At 61.5% G+C, this 14,865-nt stretch carries 16 protein-coding genes; 8 read left to right on the forward strand and 8 right to left on the reverse strand.

What is annotated here, in order from left to right; genetic code table 11:
• Positions 1-46 precede the first annotated feature (46 nt).
• Positions 47-604: a hypothetical protein gene (locus tag ACNQFN_RS10680; RefSeq protein WP_418648756.1), complete on the forward strand. Its 558-nt coding sequence runs from the start codon at positions 47-49 to the stop codon at positions 602-604.
• Between the two features lie 23 nt (positions 605-627).
• Here the strand turns inward: ACNQFN_RS10680 and ACNQFN_RS10685 are convergent, their stop codons facing one another.
• From ACNQFN_RS10685 to ACNQFN_RS10710, 6 genes are read right to left on the reverse strand one after another with little or no spacing between them, the layout of a single operon-like run.
• Positions 628-1,689: a hypothetical protein gene (locus ACNQFN_RS10685; protein WP_263088738.1), complete on the reverse strand. Its 1,062-nt coding sequence runs from the start codon at positions 1,687-1,689 to the stop codon at positions 628-630.
• Positions 1,686-2,948 (reverse strand): hypothetical protein, encoded by a 1,263-nt coding sequence (locus tag ACNQFN_RS10690; protein ID WP_263088737.1) that lies wholly within the window; start codon positions 2,946-2,948, stop codon positions 1,686-1,688. Before ACNQFN_RS10690 ends, ACNQFN_RS10685 begins: the two co-directional genes overlap by 4 nt.
• A 59-nt stretch (positions 2,949-3,007) precedes the next feature.
• Positions 3,008-4,729, reverse strand: a complete 1,722-nt coding sequence (locus tag ACNQFN_RS10695) for an ABC-three component system protein (protein WP_263088736.1) — start codon at positions 4,727-4,729, stop codon at positions 3,008-3,010.
• A complete protein-coding gene (locus ACNQFN_RS10700) occupies positions 4,726-4,974 on the reverse strand; it encodes an ABC-three component system middle component 6 (protein WP_263088735.1) in 249 nt (82 codons plus the stop codon). Before ACNQFN_RS10700 ends, ACNQFN_RS10695 begins: the two co-directional genes overlap by 4 nt.
• The gene (locus ACNQFN_RS10705; RefSeq protein WP_418648757.1) at positions 4,971-5,891 is read right to left on the reverse strand and encodes an ABC-three component system protein; all 921 of its coding nucleotides are present in this window, start codon (positions 5,889-5,891) and stop codon (positions 4,971-4,973) included. The genes ACNQFN_RS10700 and ACNQFN_RS10705 overlap by 4 nt, the downstream gene beginning before the upstream one ends.
• Before the next feature lie 48 nt (positions 5,892-5,939).
• The gene (locus ACNQFN_RS10710; protein WP_104727288.1) at positions 5,940-6,134 is read right to left on the reverse strand and encodes a type II toxin-antitoxin system RelB/DinJ family antitoxin; all 195 of its coding nucleotides are present in this window, start codon (positions 6,132-6,134) and stop codon (positions 5,940-5,942) included.
• 386 nt (positions 6,135-6,520) lie between these two features.
• Here ACNQFN_RS10710 and radC point away from each other — a divergent pair, with 386 nt between their 5' ends.
• Positions 6,521-7,027, forward strand: coding sequence for a RadC family protein (gene radC, locus ACNQFN_RS10715; RefSeq protein ID WP_418648758.1), 507 nt, complete (start codon positions 6,521-6,523; stop codon positions 7,025-7,027).
• A 70-nt stretch (positions 7,028-7,097) separates the two neighbouring features.
• On the opposite strand, the gene ACNQFN_RS10720 is transcribed toward radC, so the two are convergent.
• Complete coding sequence (locus tag ACNQFN_RS10720; protein ID WP_418648759.1) at positions 7,098-7,907, reverse strand: hypothetical protein; 810 nt, start codon at positions 7,905-7,907, stop codon at positions 7,098-7,100.
• A gap of 619 nt (positions 7,908-8,526) precedes the next feature.
• On the opposite strand from ACNQFN_RS10720, the gene ACNQFN_RS10725 reads away from it, so the two are divergent.
• The 4 genes from ACNQFN_RS10725 to ACNQFN_RS10740 all read left to right on the forward strand — a co-directional run bounded on the left by ACNQFN_RS10725 (position 8,527) and on the right by ACNQFN_RS10740 (position 12,832).
• On the forward strand, positions 8,527-9,351 hold the full coding sequence (locus ACNQFN_RS10725) for a DUF932 domain-containing protein (protein ID WP_418648760.1): 825 nt from the start codon (positions 8,527-8,529) through the stop codon (positions 9,349-9,351).
• Between the two features lie 79 nt (positions 9,352-9,430).
• Positions 9,431-11,479 (forward strand): ParB N-terminal domain-containing protein, encoded by a 2,049-nt coding sequence (locus ACNQFN_RS10730; protein ID WP_418648761.1) that lies wholly within the window; start codon positions 9,431-9,433, stop codon positions 11,477-11,479.
• Positions 11,480-11,541: 62 nt separating this feature from the next.
• The gene (locus ACNQFN_RS10735) at positions 11,542-11,751 is read left to right on the forward strand and encodes a hypothetical protein (protein ID WP_418648762.1); all 210 of its coding nucleotides are present in this window, start codon (positions 11,542-11,544) and stop codon (positions 11,749-11,751) included.
• A 766-nt stretch (positions 11,752-12,517) separates the two neighbouring features.
• Positions 12,518-12,832, forward strand: coding sequence for a DUF736 domain-containing protein (locus ACNQFN_RS10740; protein ID WP_418648763.1), 315 nt, complete (start codon positions 12,518-12,520; stop codon positions 12,830-12,832).
• Positions 12,833-12,895: 63 nt separating this feature from the next.
• Here the strand turns inward: ACNQFN_RS10740 and ACNQFN_RS10745 are convergent, their stop codons facing one another.
• Entirely contained in the window at positions 12,896-13,201 is a 306-nt protein-coding gene (locus ACNQFN_RS10745; RefSeq protein WP_418648764.1) for a helix-turn-helix domain-containing protein, read from the reverse strand.
• Between the two features lie 240 nt (positions 13,202-13,441).
• Here ACNQFN_RS10745 and ACNQFN_RS10750 point away from each other — a divergent pair, with 240 nt between their 5' ends.
• Positions 13,442-13,792 carry a DUF2958 domain-containing protein gene (locus tag ACNQFN_RS10750; protein ID WP_418648765.1) on the forward strand — a complete coding sequence of 117 codons (351 nt, stop codon included), beginning with the start codon at positions 13,442-13,444 and terminating at the stop codon, positions 13,790-13,792.
• Between the two features lie 308 nt (positions 13,793-14,100).
• Complete coding sequence (locus tag ACNQFN_RS10755; RefSeq protein WP_418648766.1) at positions 14,101-14,862, forward strand: DUF2285 domain-containing protein; 762 nt, start codon at positions 14,101-14,103, stop codon at positions 14,860-14,862.
• Positions 14,863-14,865: the final 3 nt, after the last annotated feature.

The raw sequence follows: 14,865 nt of genomic DNA on the forward strand, positions 1-14,865 counted from the left end.
GGATGGCCGGCCGCTTACGTTTGATCGGCTCTCGTTTCCGTTGACCTTGACCCATTCCGACAAGCCGGACTTCCTCTTGGCAATGCCCGGTGCGGACGTGGGGATCGAACATACCGAAGCTGTTCCGGAGAACATCGCCCGCGCCGATTTCCTCCGTCAGAGGGAAGGCTTAGGGCCGGATGTCTACTTCACACCCCATGCGTTACCTGGGGAGCCTAGGAAGACGGCCGATGAACTTCGCTGCGAGATCGCGGACGATGAGCCAGGCTCAGGCTGGTGGGGTGACTCGCCGGAGCGCGAATGGGCCGCGGCGATGGCGCACTACGTCAAGGAAAAAATGCCGAAGGCGATGGCAGAAGGTTTCGCTCGCCACCAAGCCAACTGGCTGATCGTCTATGACAACTGGCCGCTGCCAGCCATCGACTACACCAAGGCGGCATCGCACTTAATGCCACTCCTGACGGACATGGGCGCCTTCTCGGTATTCGATGCGATCTTCGTGCATGATGACTCGCATATATGCGAGTTCGGTAACACTCCAATCGTCCGCGCACTGGTCAAGCCAAGCATCAATGCTCAGTCCGCTGGATTGACGCATCGCTGATACGACAATCAGATTGCAGACGCTCAGCTCTTTGCTCCGAGAGCTTCCGAAAACATCACCCTGTCGATCCCCCAGAAGTCGAGCAAGCAGAAAAGCGTACTTCGAAGCTCGATGCTCGCGGCACCATGAGAAGTGAACTCCCTTGCCATAGCCAGTTGCTCGAACTCCTTGGCGACAGTGAATAACGTCCGAGCAACATCGTTCTTCGAGAAGAAGTCCCCCAGGATAGACGTATTCAGTTGGGACAATTGCTTCTCAACGCTTGCTCTCACTTGCCGGGAAATGGCTGGCCCATCGTTCGCATGTTCTTCGACCAGCCCCATTGCGACATTCAATACTTTCTTCAAGCCCGAGCTGCCTCTGGAACCATACGTGAATCCATCTTTAATTAGCGCGCTGCGCTCGGATTGCTCGTGGAACGAAAGCTCCTTCATGCAGTAGTCAACTGCAATGGCAATGAACGAGCACACCAGGTAAAGACACCTGAGAGCTGTTTCACGCTGGGTTCCCTTGGTGATGGATTGCTCGGCAAAGAATCTTCCCTGGCCAAGCCATTCGTTGCAACTGTCGAACGAAAGCGATTTGGCCAGTAGGCTCTTGGAAAGAACTATTCGTCCTCGCCAGTCACCGTCCAATTTACTCAGGGAGTATTCGTTTATCCTGGCAAAAAACTCTTCGTCCGAAAGTCTCGTTGCATTTGGGTCATCCGAATTGGCGAGCTTTCCGAGGAAGCTGCCATCGAGAACGAGCACGCCAAGATCTCGGCCAAAATCTTTGACTTCTTGACGCTTCTCCGTCGTTGCAACGATCGCGTTTGTCGCTTTCGTGGCGATCCGCAATCCCTGCACCCAGAAGATGCGTTCTATGGCCTGGGGGGTTCTCTTGTTCTTGGCATCAACCAAGGCAACTTCGCGCGATACGGAAGACGTTCGGCTGTAGAGCCACAGATCAATATCAGTGACATCAAAACCCTCGTACACAAACGGAACGCCGCGAACAACGTAATACCCGGCCTTAAGGAAATAGCTGCGTAGCAGCTCTTCCATCTTCGGCCCCTTGGACAAGGCCTGTTGACTCTTGCTCACAGCCCACCTCCTGTCCGGAGGATGGAGAGCATATCGTTCGTTGCTTTCGGACTCATCTTGGTTTGTGTCCTCCGAACCTTCTCACGATTGTGCTCAGGGCCGTTGAATGTGGTAACTGCCGCCGTCGGTAGTGCGTTCAAAGAATGCTCGCTGACATCCCCTTGTCGAATCGCTTGAAGAGCCAGTTCGCCAACCTCTGTCTTCAGAAGACGAAGCATCGGGCCGGTACGCCCCTTCTTGGTCCCTTGTTTTACTTCAACTACTCCCTTCAATTCGAGCACTTTGTAATCTTCAGCGATCGCCCGGACCGGACCAACGCTTTCGCCCCGCACCAAAGCACCCAACAAGGCATCGACCATCTGAATTTGCCCGCGCTCGTAGTAGCTCTTTGTCATGCCGTAGGTAACGGAACTGACAAAGGCTTTCGCAAGGTCGAAGGCATCATCAATCATCGAATTGCTGTACTTGGAGAACGCAGACGGCAAGGTCAGGAAACCAACATCTTCTGTTGAGTTACTGACGACACTGATGTCGAATAGGCCGATCGCCGTCACTTTCTGGAAGAGAGCCTCCCCCAGAAACTGCTTTGCATGGTCGGTACTGACACATGCTCGCTTCCGCAATGTTTCGGTAAGCTCATTGAGCTTCGCCTGCTCTGCCGCGCTCAACGAATCCAGGACGGCTTTGATCTTTTGAGTGGTGTCACGGCGAAAAAGGTTGCCGTTGAACAACAGCGTCTGGTTACCACCAAGTTTCTCAGCGTCGACAAAACCAATCTGCTCTGCCTCTGAGAATAGCTGGCCTAGATCGGCGGATGCCAGCCTGTACGTATCCGCCAAATCATTGGCGACATCATTTGCGAGAATCGGCGCTACTGAGGCGCGCTCTGCAAGTGCGATTGAAGCAACTTCGTTGGCACCGGGGGTGAGCGAGTCGAAGAGGTCAGAGGTGTGCTGCAATGCCGTGGCGGTTGTTACGCCAAGCACAGCAACTCCGCCTGATGATTTGTCGATGAGCTTCTGCTGCTGCAATACTTCAATAAGCTTTGGAAGCTCAAATGTTGCATTGATGTTGGCGGCCTTCGCCAAAACTGCCAGCCTGTCATTGTTGACAGTGGTGTCCTTGTTGGCGGAAATAGCGGAAAGTAATATGCCGGCCTTTCCCGCCAAGTAGGTTTTCTCATACCCGGATTGGTTGGTGACCCCTTGCAGCTTGTTTGTGTGGTGGATCAACCACGATCCCTTGGTCTTTTTATCCATTTTTCTTCCTTAAGGGTCGCGATGGACCGCTGCCTAAACCCCAACGGCTACCAATATATTTACCCAAACCTTATGCCAAATAATCCGCCATCCTCGGTGGCATCGGTTAAGCGCGTGGGAAGTACATACTCGTTGAGATCGAAGCCATCGATGGTCTCCTTGAAGGCATCGTCCTCGTTCATTGTCACAATGTACTGAAAGCCAAGTTCCTGCGCGATCTCCGAGCCAAGGCGCAACGCACTGATGACCTGGCGCCCGTCAACGCCATCGAAGAGGTGGCTGTCATGGATCAGGAATCCTGGCCCCATCTGCCGCTTGGTGCACAAGCGCATAAGCATCATGTCGAAGCAGAAAATCTGCATGTTCTTGATGCCCTTGCTGCGTTCGCCCTGCATCGGAAACTTGAAGATCGGTCCGTTGGAGGTTTCGTCGACCGTCATACTACCGGCCGATTCATACAAGCGTTGCGAGGTTTCCTCGAAGGCGACGATGGCCTCCGCCAGTCGATCCTTCTGCTCGGTGAAATCACGCCGTAGGCGGATCGTGAGACGGTTGCGCTCGATCTCCAACTCGTTCTTGGTGCCTTCGAGCTGCTCGGCGGCTTCAAAGCGTTGCCGCAATGATTCCACTTCGGACTCAAGTCGCCCCAGTTCGCCTTGCAGCTTGAGGAACTGTTCGAGCGCGCCATGGCTCTTGAGAATGCCCAGAATTTCAACGCGCCGATGGTCGAGTTGCGCTTTCTTGCTATCGCGCAGCTCGATACGCAGCCTGGCAGCTTCGAGTTCGCTGGACAGATAGTCCTTGCGATTACGAACCACCGATTCGTGAAAGCTCTTTACGTCCTCGTAACGGCGCTTAACCAAGCCAGGTAGCACGACGCCTGCTTCTTGATAGACCGCCTGAAGGTCTTCATGGTCTGGAGGAACCTCGGAGGCGAGTGCGCCTTCTAGATCACGAATGACTGAGAAGTCAATAGTGTTAGCGTTGGCCAACTCGTTGAGCTGCCGTGTCAATGTGGCGCTTTCGACTTCCAGTTCCCGGTATTCCGGCAAGACCTGGAAAGTCTCAACTTCCGCCTGGAGCTTCTTGAGACGGGCTTCTTGAATGGTGAGCTCAGTGCGCAAGTCGGCGGCCTTGCCGATGATTGAACCGAATGCGCCGTTCCCAGCCGCCTTCTTCAGCTCTTCCAGGGTCTTTTCGCGATCACGGACAGCTTGCCAATCTCGGGCGATCTGCCAGTCCAACCCGAGCAGGAACATCAGCGCCATTTGCATGTCGCCGGTGCCCTGCATCGTGGCCTGCTTCTCCGGTGTCATGAACGCGCCACTCGCCTGTCGGCGCACAAAGTAGGCGAACAGTGACCGGAACGAAGGCGGCTTGCTGCCTGCAGCTTCAAGGCTGCTCAGGCCGAACATTTGTTCGCCGAGGAACGTACACCACTCGGTGGCCGAGAACTTGACCTTCGCGGCAGGCGGGACGGTCACGAAGATTTTGGCCTTAGAACTACCGCTGCGCTCGACCACCGTCCGTTCTGACTTCAGATCGAAGTCCATGCCGAAGGTGTATTCAGCCAGTTCCGGGGAGCGGAAAATCGCGTCCGGTCCGGCGTCGGCGCCAAGCAGAAAATGTACCAGCTCAACGAAACTGGTCTTGCCGGCGCGATTGCGTGTTTGCTTGGTGGTTGCCCCTTCGGTTTTTTGGGCGAGCAGCACATTCAGGCCGGGCTTCAGATCTCCAAGATTCTTGAAGCTAGGCAGCGTGCTGAAGATGTGATGAATCACGCTGCCCTCCGTGCAACACGGCCGCTTTCGAGTTCGATAGTTCCAAGGGCGTACAGGAGGTCGAGGGCGAGCAGGAACCAGTCATAGGTAATGCGCCGGGGCGTCGCCGCCAGGCCGGCGTCATGCCTGTTCAATTCTTCCCAGAGCGCGGAGACAGTCTTGGGGTGCGCGAGGAACGTCAAAACATGCGCGCCGACGGTCAGTAGCGCTCGATCCTGCGGCAGATGCTTGGATGGCAGGATCATGCCGTCACCACCGCTTGAGCGTCTTCAAAGATCTCGCACTTGTCGAACAGATAGGCCATCACGGCCAACACGGCTGCCTTGTGCGCGGGCGTGGTGTTCGCCGTGCCTCCGGCCCATACTTCAAGGCGTCCGAATATCTCATCAGGGTGGAGCTGAGGAATACCATCTCGCAGTCCCACGTATTCGGTCTTGAACGCCTGTGCGATCTGCTCGCCGTAGGTAGGGTTCTTCCAGCTATTGAAGAACTGTGCAACGAGCGGCGACTTCTGCATGCCGATCTTCAGGAAGTCGGCAACAGCCTGAGACAGGAGGTTGGCCTCGATCTTTCCGCGCGACACGTCCTTCACCTCGCTCGTCGTGGGTACGGGCGTGATGCTGATATGGGTGAGTACAGCGGCCAGGTCGCTGAAGCCCAGGTTGACGTTCGCTTCCATAGTCAGTGAGGGGCCAAACCAGGATTCAAGATCCTGAAGGCTCAACTGACGGAACTTCGCCAGCATTTCCTCGTATCCACAATGTCCGATTCTGATCTTCGGATTGTCTTGCCTGAGTTTGGCCAGGGCTTCGATGATGTGGGGGCCGAGACGCCCATCGGGTGCGTTGTGGACAAAGGTCCACTCATCAAAATATTTTTCCCAGTGTTCTTTGGCCCCCTCGAAGTCCTCGTTGATCTTCTTGGTGGCTTCGGCGGCGCTCATTTCATTCGGCGCGTAGCTCTGGAACAGGACTCGCGCGGAAGGTAGATACCCGTCGTTCTTCCGATCTCCAACATTGCCCCAGGGCCGGCAAGCCATGAAGTCGTTGGGGTGTACCTTCGACATCAGCTTCTCGAACAAACGCTGAAATCCGTCCCCCTTGGATTCCAGGAAGGCGATGCGGAAGTCCTTTTCGTAGTTGAGCTGCTGTATGCGATCCATGCGTTCAGGCCCTGACCTTAGCGTTCTTGGAGTTCTTCAGGCAGAAGCTCATGGCTTCTTGGTTTCGGGTTGGGCCTGCACCCGATTGATATCGAAAGGAAGTGCCTTATCGGCTGCGATGCGCGTGAGCAGCATCCGAATGGCGTCCGACACGGACAAACCCATTCCTGCCAACACGTTCGTGGCTTCCTCTTTGATATGCCCGTCAATCCGGGCGCGAACGACATCACTGCTGCTTGCCATTACATGCCCCAAGCTTTTTGTAGCTACATTGTGCTTCATTTGGGCTTCAATGTCATTTGCTTCTTGTAGCAGTCTCCCTGGGTTCCCCGCCTCGGGTTCGCAGGCTGTACCGCACGGCCTCGTGCCGAATCGCGGCCATCCGGCTTTGTTCCCTGGCGCTTCCGGCCCTTGAGGGTCTGCGGGCTCCTCTTGCAAGGGCAGGGGGCTACGAAAGGGTGGGGCGGTCTTGCTGTTTCCTTCACCGTACCACGGCGTTCTCGCCGTCAAGGGCGGCGCGCGCCTTGCGCGCTGGCGTCCTGGCGGCCGGCTTCGCCCCCTGACTGCTTGCGCTGCGCCGTGCTGGCGCCGGTTCCGGGCAATTCCGCCCGAGCAACCGGAGCACTATCATGTCGCAGCTTTCCCTCTCTTCTGATGCCTCGCTGCTGGTGCGTGACGGCCGTGGCCGCTATCTGCCGGCGTCGGCCGACCAGATCCTGGACGCCGCGCGTCGGGTCATCGACCAGAAGATGCAGCGCGGTACCGAGTTCAGTTCGCCCGCGTCGGTCAAGGAGTACCTGCGCACCAAGCTCGCGGGCTTCGAGCACGAGGTCTTCGCGGTCCTGTTTCTCGATACGCGCCATCGGCTGATCGAATACGTCGAGATGTTCCGCGGAACGATCGACGGCGCCGAGGTTCATCCGCGCGAGGTGGTCAAGGAGGCACTGCAGCACAACGCGGCGGCAGTGATCTTCTCGCACAACCATCCGAGCGGGAATCCCGAGCCGAGCGCTGCCGATCTAGCCTTGACTCAGCGGCTCAAGGAGGCGCTGGCGCTGATCGAGGTGCGCACGCTGGATCACATCATCGTTGCAGGCGACCAGACGACGGCCTTCGCCGAACGCGGCTGGCTGTGACGAAGGGGGCTTCGGCCCCCTTTTTGCTGCGCCTCAGTGGAGATTGCGCTTCGCTGGCGACGGCACGTCGTCACTTGCCGCCGTTGCGTTCTCGCTGGCGAAGCCGCTTCACATAGGTGCTGTCCGCCAACTCGTCTGGCCCAAGGTCCAATGCGCAGTTCGCCAACGAGGCCAGGGTGCCGTCGGTAAGCTTGAAGCCCGTAGGTAGCAGCCCGTAGTTACGTGCGCTGTTTTCCTCGATGGAGGCGAACAGCGCCTTGAAGAAGTCGGCCCGTGACGGGCGCGACGCCACGGTGGCCGCCGCAGTCAAAGGATCTGTGGCTTCCATGCCGGCGTTCTCCGCGTCGGCGGCCAGTTCTCGAAGGAACTGATCCAGCGAGGGCCAGTATTTCAGGTCGAACTGGCCGCGAAGGGCATCCAGGCGATCCTTGACCCAGGAGTTGAACAAGTAGTTGTTGTCGGATGCCGCTTCGATCACGTCGCAGACGTGGTAGTGCGTTTCGCTGCTGAAACCGGAGGTGTTGTTGAGGTCGGTACGCCGCTCCAGCAGTTGCGCCAGTTCCTCGGCCTTCCGCGCGATCTGCCGGTTGACGCTGGCCAGCTCGTCCCGGGCGACACGTGCCTGGGCGATCTTCTCCGGGCTCCAGAACGCCGCCGTACTCAGCAGAAGGTCCAGGAAGACCTTGAGTGCCGGCGGGCGCGGGTGCAGCTTCTCGTACAACTCGCCGTAGGCGTCCCTCAGCTCGACGCCACGGGCGAGCAGACGGTCGGCGACGGCGTTCTCGCTGGGCAGGATGCCGTGCTCGATGTTGTAGCGCTTTCCTTCGATGAGGATGGCCTCACAGGCTTGCTGCGGGTTTGTTGTCTGGGGTGAACTCATGCTCCGGCCCTGTTATTGAAGACGCTGCGCAGCGTATTTAACCAAGGCGGGCTTGTCGGTACCCGAGTCTTCGTCGACCGATTGGCTTTCAGGTACCTACTGCGATTTGGGCGTCCCCGGCCACCTGGGAGATGGCCGGTCGCGCTGTCGTGCGCGTGGCCCATCGAGCCGCCTGTGGCGTCTCGCCCCTGACGGGCTTCCATCGTTCCCTCGCTCCGCTCGGCTGACGCCTCCGGCCCGGCTTCCAGCTTCGGGCCTGCGCGCTTCGCTTGCCGTGCGGTCGGCGTATGGGGAAGGCCGTTGCCATGTCCAGCCGTCTTCCCTGACTCCATCACCTTGTCCGCGACTGTAGCCCGCGTCCGTGTGCCGTCAAGGCGCGCAGGGCCGTGTCCTCGCTGCGCTGCGGGCCGCACCAACCCTGCGCTTGTCTCCTTGACGGCCCCCGTCCGCGCGCTCCTGACCGTCGCGGGCGATGAACTCAGGAAAGACGGTGGCAACAGGGCCAACCGGGTTCCTCGTGCCGACCGCACCGAACAGCCGAAAGGCTGGGCTCCGAATCTAGGAATCCGGTGTGCGGTTTGAACAGCAAACCCTTTTTTTCTTTGTCAGGAGAAATGCCATGCAACTCGCATCCCGCTTCGCTTCCCGTTCCCCGGTGCTGCGTTCGGAACGTCCCTTGTCCGATGACCAAATTCGCGCCGTGGCCCCATCCATCTTTGCCGAGGCCCCGCACGAAAGCCGCTCGCAGCGCTACAGCTACATCCCCACCGCCACCGTTCTGCAGGAACTGCGCGGTGAAGGCTTCGAGCCTTTCATGGTGTGCCAGACCCGCGTGCGTGCCGACGACCGCCGCGACTACACCAAGCACATGATTCGGCTGCGCCACGCCAGCCAGATCAACGGCCGCGAGGCCAACGAAATCATCCTGCTGAACTCCCATGACGGCACCAGCAGCTATCAGATGCTGGCCGGGATGTTCCGCTTCGTTTGCAGCAACGGCCTTGTCTGCGGCGACACCGTGGCGGACGTGCGCGTGCCCCACAAGGGCGACGTAGCCGCCCACGTTATCGAAGGCGCTTACGAAGTCCTGCATGGTTTCGAACGGGCGCAGGAATCGCGCGATGCCATGCGTGCCATCACGCTCGACGGCGGGGAATCGGAAGTGTTCGCCCGCGCTGCGCTGGCGTTGAAGTACGACGAGGGCAAGCCCGCGCCCATCACGGAATCGCAAATCCTGATGCCGCGCCGCCACGACGATGACCGCCGCGACCTGTGGAGCGTGTTCAACCGCACGCAGGAGAACTTGACCAAAGGCGGCCTGTCCGCTCGCGCCGCGAATGGCCGCCGCCAGACCACCCGGCCCGTGCAGGGCATCGACCAAAGCGTGCGCCTGAATCGCGCCCTGTGGCTGCTGGCCGATGGCCTGCGCCAGTTGAAAGCCTAAATCCCCACGCGGCAGGGGCAGGCAGCAGCCCTTGCCGCTTTCTCTCGCTGCTGCATCCCAACCGCAAGGAGTTATCACCATGAACGCCGTACTCAAAACCGAAACCGTCGCCATCGAAGCCGCCGCACCGCTGGAAGTGGCCGACCCGACCAAGAACCTGATCTTGGTTCCCCTCGCGCAGTTGCTGCCGCGCCGTTCCAAGCGCAACGTCCGCACGACCCCGCGCCAGTCCATCCCCGAACTGGCCGCGAGCATTGCCCGCATCGGCTTGCTGCAAAACCTGATCGTCATCCTTTCCGCTGATGGAGAGGCTTACGAGGTGGTGGCCGGTGATCGCCGCCTGACCGCCTTGAAGTTGCTGGCGAAGAAGAAGCGTATCCCCGCCGACTACGAAGTGCCGTGCCTGCTGGTGGCCGATGCTTCCGCCCGCACCGTCAGCCTCGCGGAGAACGTGCAGCGCGAGAACATGCACCCCGCCGACCAGTTCGCGGCCTTCGCCGCGCTGGTCAAGGAAGGCCGACCCATCGAGGACATTGCCGCCGACTTCGGCGTGTCCCCGCTGGTGGTGCAGCGCCGCTTGAAGCTGGCGAACGTCTCGCCGCGCCTGATGGCCGACTACCGGGCCGGTGGCGTGACGCTGGAACAGTTGATGGCCTTGACCATCACCGATGACCACGCCGCGCAGGAAGCCGCGTTCTATGGTGCGCCGGAATGGCAGCGCAGCCCGTCCAAGCTGCGCGAGCGCCTGACCGAGCGCGAAATCGACGCCACGCACGCGCTGGTGCGCTTCGTCGGGCTGGACACCTACCGGCAGGCAGGGGGTGGCGTCCGCCGTGACCTGTTCGCCGAAGGCGATGCCGGAACCTACCTCACCGATACCGGAGTGCTGGAAACGCTGGTGCGCGACAAGCTGGCAACGCTGGCCGAGGACGTGCGCGCCGAGGGCTGGGCATGGGTGGAGGCCGTGCCGCATCTGGCCTACGAGGAACGGCAGGCTTTCCAGAACGCCCCGCGCCACCGCCGCGAGCCGACCACCCGCGAGGCCCGCCGCATCGCCTCGCTGGAAACCCGCCTCGAAAAGATCGACGCCGAACTGGAAGATGCTTGCGACGCCGAGGAAGAGGCCAAGGCGGAGAAGCTGGAACAGCGGCGCGATCAGGTTGTCGGGGAACTGCAAGACGCGGAGGACGCCTTGCAAGGCTATGCGCCCGAGGTGCGCGACGTGGCCGGTGCCATCGTCACCATCGACCGCAACGGCGAGGCCGTCATTCATCGCGGCCTGCTGCGCGAAGCCGAGGCGAAGGCGCTGCGCACGCTGGAAAAGCTGCGGCGCGGTTTCGACAGCGTGGAAGGCGAAGCCGACAACGACGAAGGCCACGACACCGAGGGCGCACCCAAGGCCGAGAGCCTGTCCGACCGGCTCGCGCAGAGGTTGAGCGCCCACCGCACGGCGGCGCTGCAAATCGAAGTGGCCCGGCAGCCGCAAGTCGCGCTGGCCGCGCTGGTGCATGGCATGGTGCAGAAGGTTTTGCAGGACAGCTATTACGGGCACGACTTGCCGTTGGGCGTGCGCCTGACGCTGCAAGACCGGCTGGAAGGCATGGCCTCGGACTGGCAGGCATCGCCCGCCGCCGTGGCACTGCGCGAACTGCAACAGGTGGCCGGTGAAGCCTTGCCGCAGGCCAGCGCCGAACTGTTCGCGGCGCTGCTGGCAAAGCCGCAAGACGAACTGGTCAAGCTGCTGGCCGTGTGCGTGGCTTCCACGGTAGACGTGGTGACCCCTCGCGCCACGCTGCACCAGCCCGGCGAGGAACTGGCGCAGGCCGTGGGCCTCGACATGGCCGCGTGGTGGAAGCCCACCGCAGAGGGGTATTTCCAGCATGTACCGAAGGCCGCGATTCTGGATGCCGTGGGCGCGTTTGCACCGGAATCCGTCACCCGGCTGGCGAAGCTCAAGAAAGCCGACATTGCCAGCGAGGCCGAGCGGCTGGCCAATGGCACGGGCTGGATGCCCGCCATCTTCAAGGCCGCAGGCCCGCAGGATGCCGCGCAGGAAGGCCCGGAGCAGGACGCCCCGGAGGATGCCGAAGCAATGGCGGATGAACCCGCCGAGGCGCTGGCCGCTTGACTCGCGCTGAAGGCAAACGCCCCGGCCTCGACCGGGGCGCTTCGCTGGAAGGAGAACTGCCCATGACCCGCACCACGACCGGCCGCCCGCGCATGGCGACGACCTATGCCCCCGGCACAGGACGCGCCCGCCGCTGGCATGGTGAAGGTGATGTGCGCGGCTACCGCCCGCCCTCGGGCTGGACGGCCTGCGCCGACCTCACAGACATTCATCCCATTACGGGCCGCGCCTTGCCGCGCGCCGTGTGGTGGCTCATCGAGACGAAGGAATAACCGCGATTGGCACCGTGCCCAAGCCGTTTCGTCTTGGGCGCGGTGGACGCAAAAATCCGGGCGCGGCAGTGGCCGCGCCCGGATTCAACGCCCAAAGCAAAATCGCCCCGTTGCCGCCTTCGGTCAGGCGGCGACAGGGCGGGCGCACAACGGTCTTGCGCGCGGCACAGCAATCGGTGCCCGCTGGTGCAGACAAGGTGCCGATATCGCCCCGCCGCGGTGGGCGGGACGCGCGGGGGCTACGCCCCCGCTTGCTGCGGCAGGTTGTGCGAAAGCGTGCCGTCCTCGACGCTGGCAGCTCGTTGCCTGTGCATCACGAAGGACGGTTCACCGACACCCGCTCGACCGCGCTATGGAGCTTCCAAGCCGCGCCTCAAGCACGTTGCCGCGATATGCGGCAGGGGCGTTCTTGCTTTGTCGTCGGAGCGTTGTCCTGGCCTGTGTCAGGACGCGCACCAGTGCAGCCTTCATGCGGGGATGCCGAGTCGGCCCCATCTCCTTTCGGAGCGGTTCGGCCCAAGGCGTCCTTGTCTCGTTGTGAATCCTGGCGGGGGCGCGGCTGCGCCTCGGGCTTCTGGCTGCAACCGTCCGGCGAAAACAATTTCCCCGCCGCTACGCGGCTTCCTCGCGCAACAAATTCTTTTCGCCTCCCGGCTCTCCACTGCGTTGCGACCGCAAGCGGTGCAGCCAGCCCGTCCCCCGCCGGCCGTATCACAACAAGGACGCGATGGGCGCGAACCTTGTTCAACCGAAAGGAGAAATCATCATGGCCAACATCGGCACCTTCACCACCGACAAAGACGGCTTCACCGGCACGCTGCGCACCCTGACGCTCAACGTCAAGGTCAAGCTGGTTCCCAACGACAAGGGCAGCAGCGAGAACGCCCCCGACTTCCGCCTCCAGGCCGCAGGCCACGACATCGGCGCGGCATGGAACAAGACCAGCGAGGCCGGGCGGGATTACAAATCCGTGACCCTCGACGATCCTTCGTTCCCGGCTCCGGTCTATGCCCGCCTGATCGAAGGCGAGGACGGCACGCACGACCTGATCTGGTCGCGCAGCAAGCCCCAGGCGGCGTGACCGCCGCAGCGCCCCGCCCATCGCGGCGGGGCGCTGTGCTGCTGCTCGCAGCACATCACCACGTCACGCGCGCGTCTTCGCCGCGTCGCGCTCCTTCAACACCGCCTCCAGCTCCCGGCGCACCTGCGCCAGCAGCTCGTCGGCCTTGTGCGGACTATCGCCCGCGTAGGCCAGCGTCAGCAGCGTGAGCGGGTGGATCTCCATCACCTCGCACAGCTCGGCCAGCTTGTTCAAGGTCGGGCTTTTGAGGTCGCGTTCGAGGGTACTCATATAGGTGCGGCTGGACACGTCAGAGAAGGCTTCCTGGCTCAAGCCACGCGCCTTTCTAACGGTCTTCAACGCCTTCGCCAATGAGTTCCCAGCCGCCACCTATGGTTTCCCTTCAAAAACCAAGATGACAGCCCATTGCGCCCTATAGGGCTACAATCTATAGTGTTCATTTTGTGTTCTACGTTTTTGTGCCTTTGCGGAAGTCTGCATCGGCGGGCTTCAGCAAAGCCACGCAAGCGCATCCGTGCGTGCGCACGAAGGCGTAAATCCGGTTTGCCGGTTCTGCGCTTGGGCGTGAAACCGCATCCGTGCATCATTGGATTTGTGGGATTGCCGACCATGCCCCAGCCACTCGCCACCGTCCCGGAGCGCGCGCAACTGCTCGCCAACGGCGAGGCCCGCGCCGCTGGCCGGGCCATCGACCCGATGCCCGTAGTGCGGCTGTTCACGCCGGACGCGCATGTGACCTGGCTGCTGGCGGCGCTCGACCCGGCCGATGGCGACACCGCTTGGGGCCTCATCGACCTGGGGATCGGGATGCCAGCGCAGGGCACCGTCAAGCTGTCCGAGCTGGCCGGCATCGTCGGGCCGCACCAGCAGCCCGTTATGCGCGACCTCTACTTCCGTCCCACACGCACGCTGTCGGAGTACACCCGGCTGGCCGAGCGCGACGGAGCGATCCCGGACTGAATACGTCCGACTGTGACTTTTTCAGTCCGGTGTCATACCGGGTAAGTCTCAATCCACATTCTTGCGGTGTAGCCCCACCAGTCTGATCCAAATAGACATGATGCCTGGCGCGGGCTGCGGCAGGCTGGCTTGTGCAGTACCCCCTTTTGGGGCGCTGCCGCCGCAGCATTGAGACGAATACCGCAACGCATCGGAGCCAATCGGTCTTGACAGCCCCATCCGCCTTTTTAACCCATGAGGTTCCGACGAGGGCGATGTAGCGCGTAGTTCTTCCGTGGCGGCAAGTCCTGTTCGCAGGAGGAGGCGTCATGGTCAATCCTCATCACTTCGCGCATTGGTATCCAACTGCGGCATACCTCTACGTTTTGTGGCTGGATGCGCTCGCGCTCGCTTGGGAATACCTGCGCAGGCATCCCGACTACCGGCTCGACTGGCGGCGCCGTCATCGCCGGCCGGAAGCGGCGCATCGCTGGGGATTGCGCCTGCTGGAAGACCCGGCTTTGGATGCGCGTGAAGCACATCCCGCTTGGCTGCCTGGTCATGCGGCCGTGGTGCAGCTCTACCCCGATGCCGATCCGCCACAGGATGCGGCGACCTTCGCGTTCTGGCGCATCCCCGGTCACAAGCAACTGCTCCATGACGGCAAAGGGCTGGCGCTGATCGCGCGCAGCCCAGGTCATTGCCTGCGCTTCGCGCTCGCGCCCGGCCTGGAAGACGGCATGGCCGTGGCCTATGCCCACCGCGGCGAGGCTGCCGCGCCTGCGCGCGGTCATGCGCTCCAAGCGGCACTGGCAGCCGCCAAGCCCAGGCCGACACCTACCGCGCTGCTGGAACTGCACAGCTTGCAGGCGCTCGACGCGACCCTCGCGGGCGCGTCCTTGCGTGAAGTCGCGGAAGGACTGTTCGGCGTAGATGCCACAGCCGATTGGTACAGCGATGGCGGGCTGCGCTCCAAGGTGCGTCGCCTGGTGCATCGCGGCGATGCGCTGATGCGCGGCGGCTACCGCCGATTAGCACGGCTTCCGCCGCTTGAGAAGGGTCGTTTTGATGCGGACGCAAAACGGCCCTGATCT

The sequence above is a fragment of the Thauera butanivorans genome (assembly GCF_048398245.1).
Classification (GTDB): Bacteria; Pseudomonadota; Gammaproteobacteria; order Burkholderiales; family Rhodocyclaceae; genus Thauera; species Thauera butanivorans.

Bases quoted from the DNA above. Each gene is read 5' to 3' on its own strand.
- ACNQFN_RS10720 (WP_418648759.1), bottom strand. From the start codon at position 7,907: ATGAGTTCACCCCAGACAACAAACCCGCAGCAAGCCTGTGAGGCCATC.
- radC (WP_418648758.1), top strand. From the start codon at position 6,521: ATGTCGCAGCTTTCCCTCTCTTCTGATGCCTCGCTGCTGGTGCGTGAC.
- ACNQFN_RS10755 (WP_418648766.1), top strand. From the start codon at position 14,101: ATGGTCAATCCTCATCACTTCGCGCATTGGTATCCAACTGCGGCATAC.
- ACNQFN_RS10740 (WP_418648763.1), top strand. From the start codon at position 12,518: ATGGCCAACATCGGCACCTTCACCACCGACAAAGACGGCTTCACCGGC.
- ACNQFN_RS10750 (WP_418648765.1), top strand. From the start codon at position 13,442: ATGCCCCAGCCACTCGCCACCGTCCCGGAGCGCGCGCAACTGCTCGCC.
- ACNQFN_RS10725 (WP_418648760.1), top strand. From the start codon at position 8,527: ATGCAACTCGCATCCCGCTTCGCTTCCCGTTCCCCGGTGCTGCGTTCG.
- ACNQFN_RS10730 (WP_418648761.1), top strand. From the start codon at position 9,431: ATGAACGCCGTACTCAAAACCGAAACCGTCGCCATCGAAGCCGCCGCA.
- ACNQFN_RS10710 (WP_104727288.1), bottom strand. From the start codon at position 6,134: ATGGCAAGCAGCAGTGATGTCGTTCGCGCCCGGATTGACGGGCATATC.
- ACNQFN_RS10700 (WP_263088735.1), bottom strand. From the start codon at position 4,974: ATGATCCTGCCATCCAAGCATCTGCCGCAGGATCGAGCGCTACTGACC.
- ACNQFN_RS10705 (WP_418648757.1), bottom strand. From the start codon at position 5,891: ATGGATCGCATACAGCAGCTCAACTACGAAAAGGACTTCCGCATCGCC.
- ACNQFN_RS10690 (WP_263088737.1), bottom strand. From the start codon at position 2,948: ATGGATAAAAAGACCAAGGGATCGTGGTTGATCCACCACACAAACAAG.
- ACNQFN_RS10735 (WP_418648762.1), top strand. From the start codon at position 11,542: ATGACCCGCACCACGACCGGCCGCCCGCGCATGGCGACGACCTATGCC.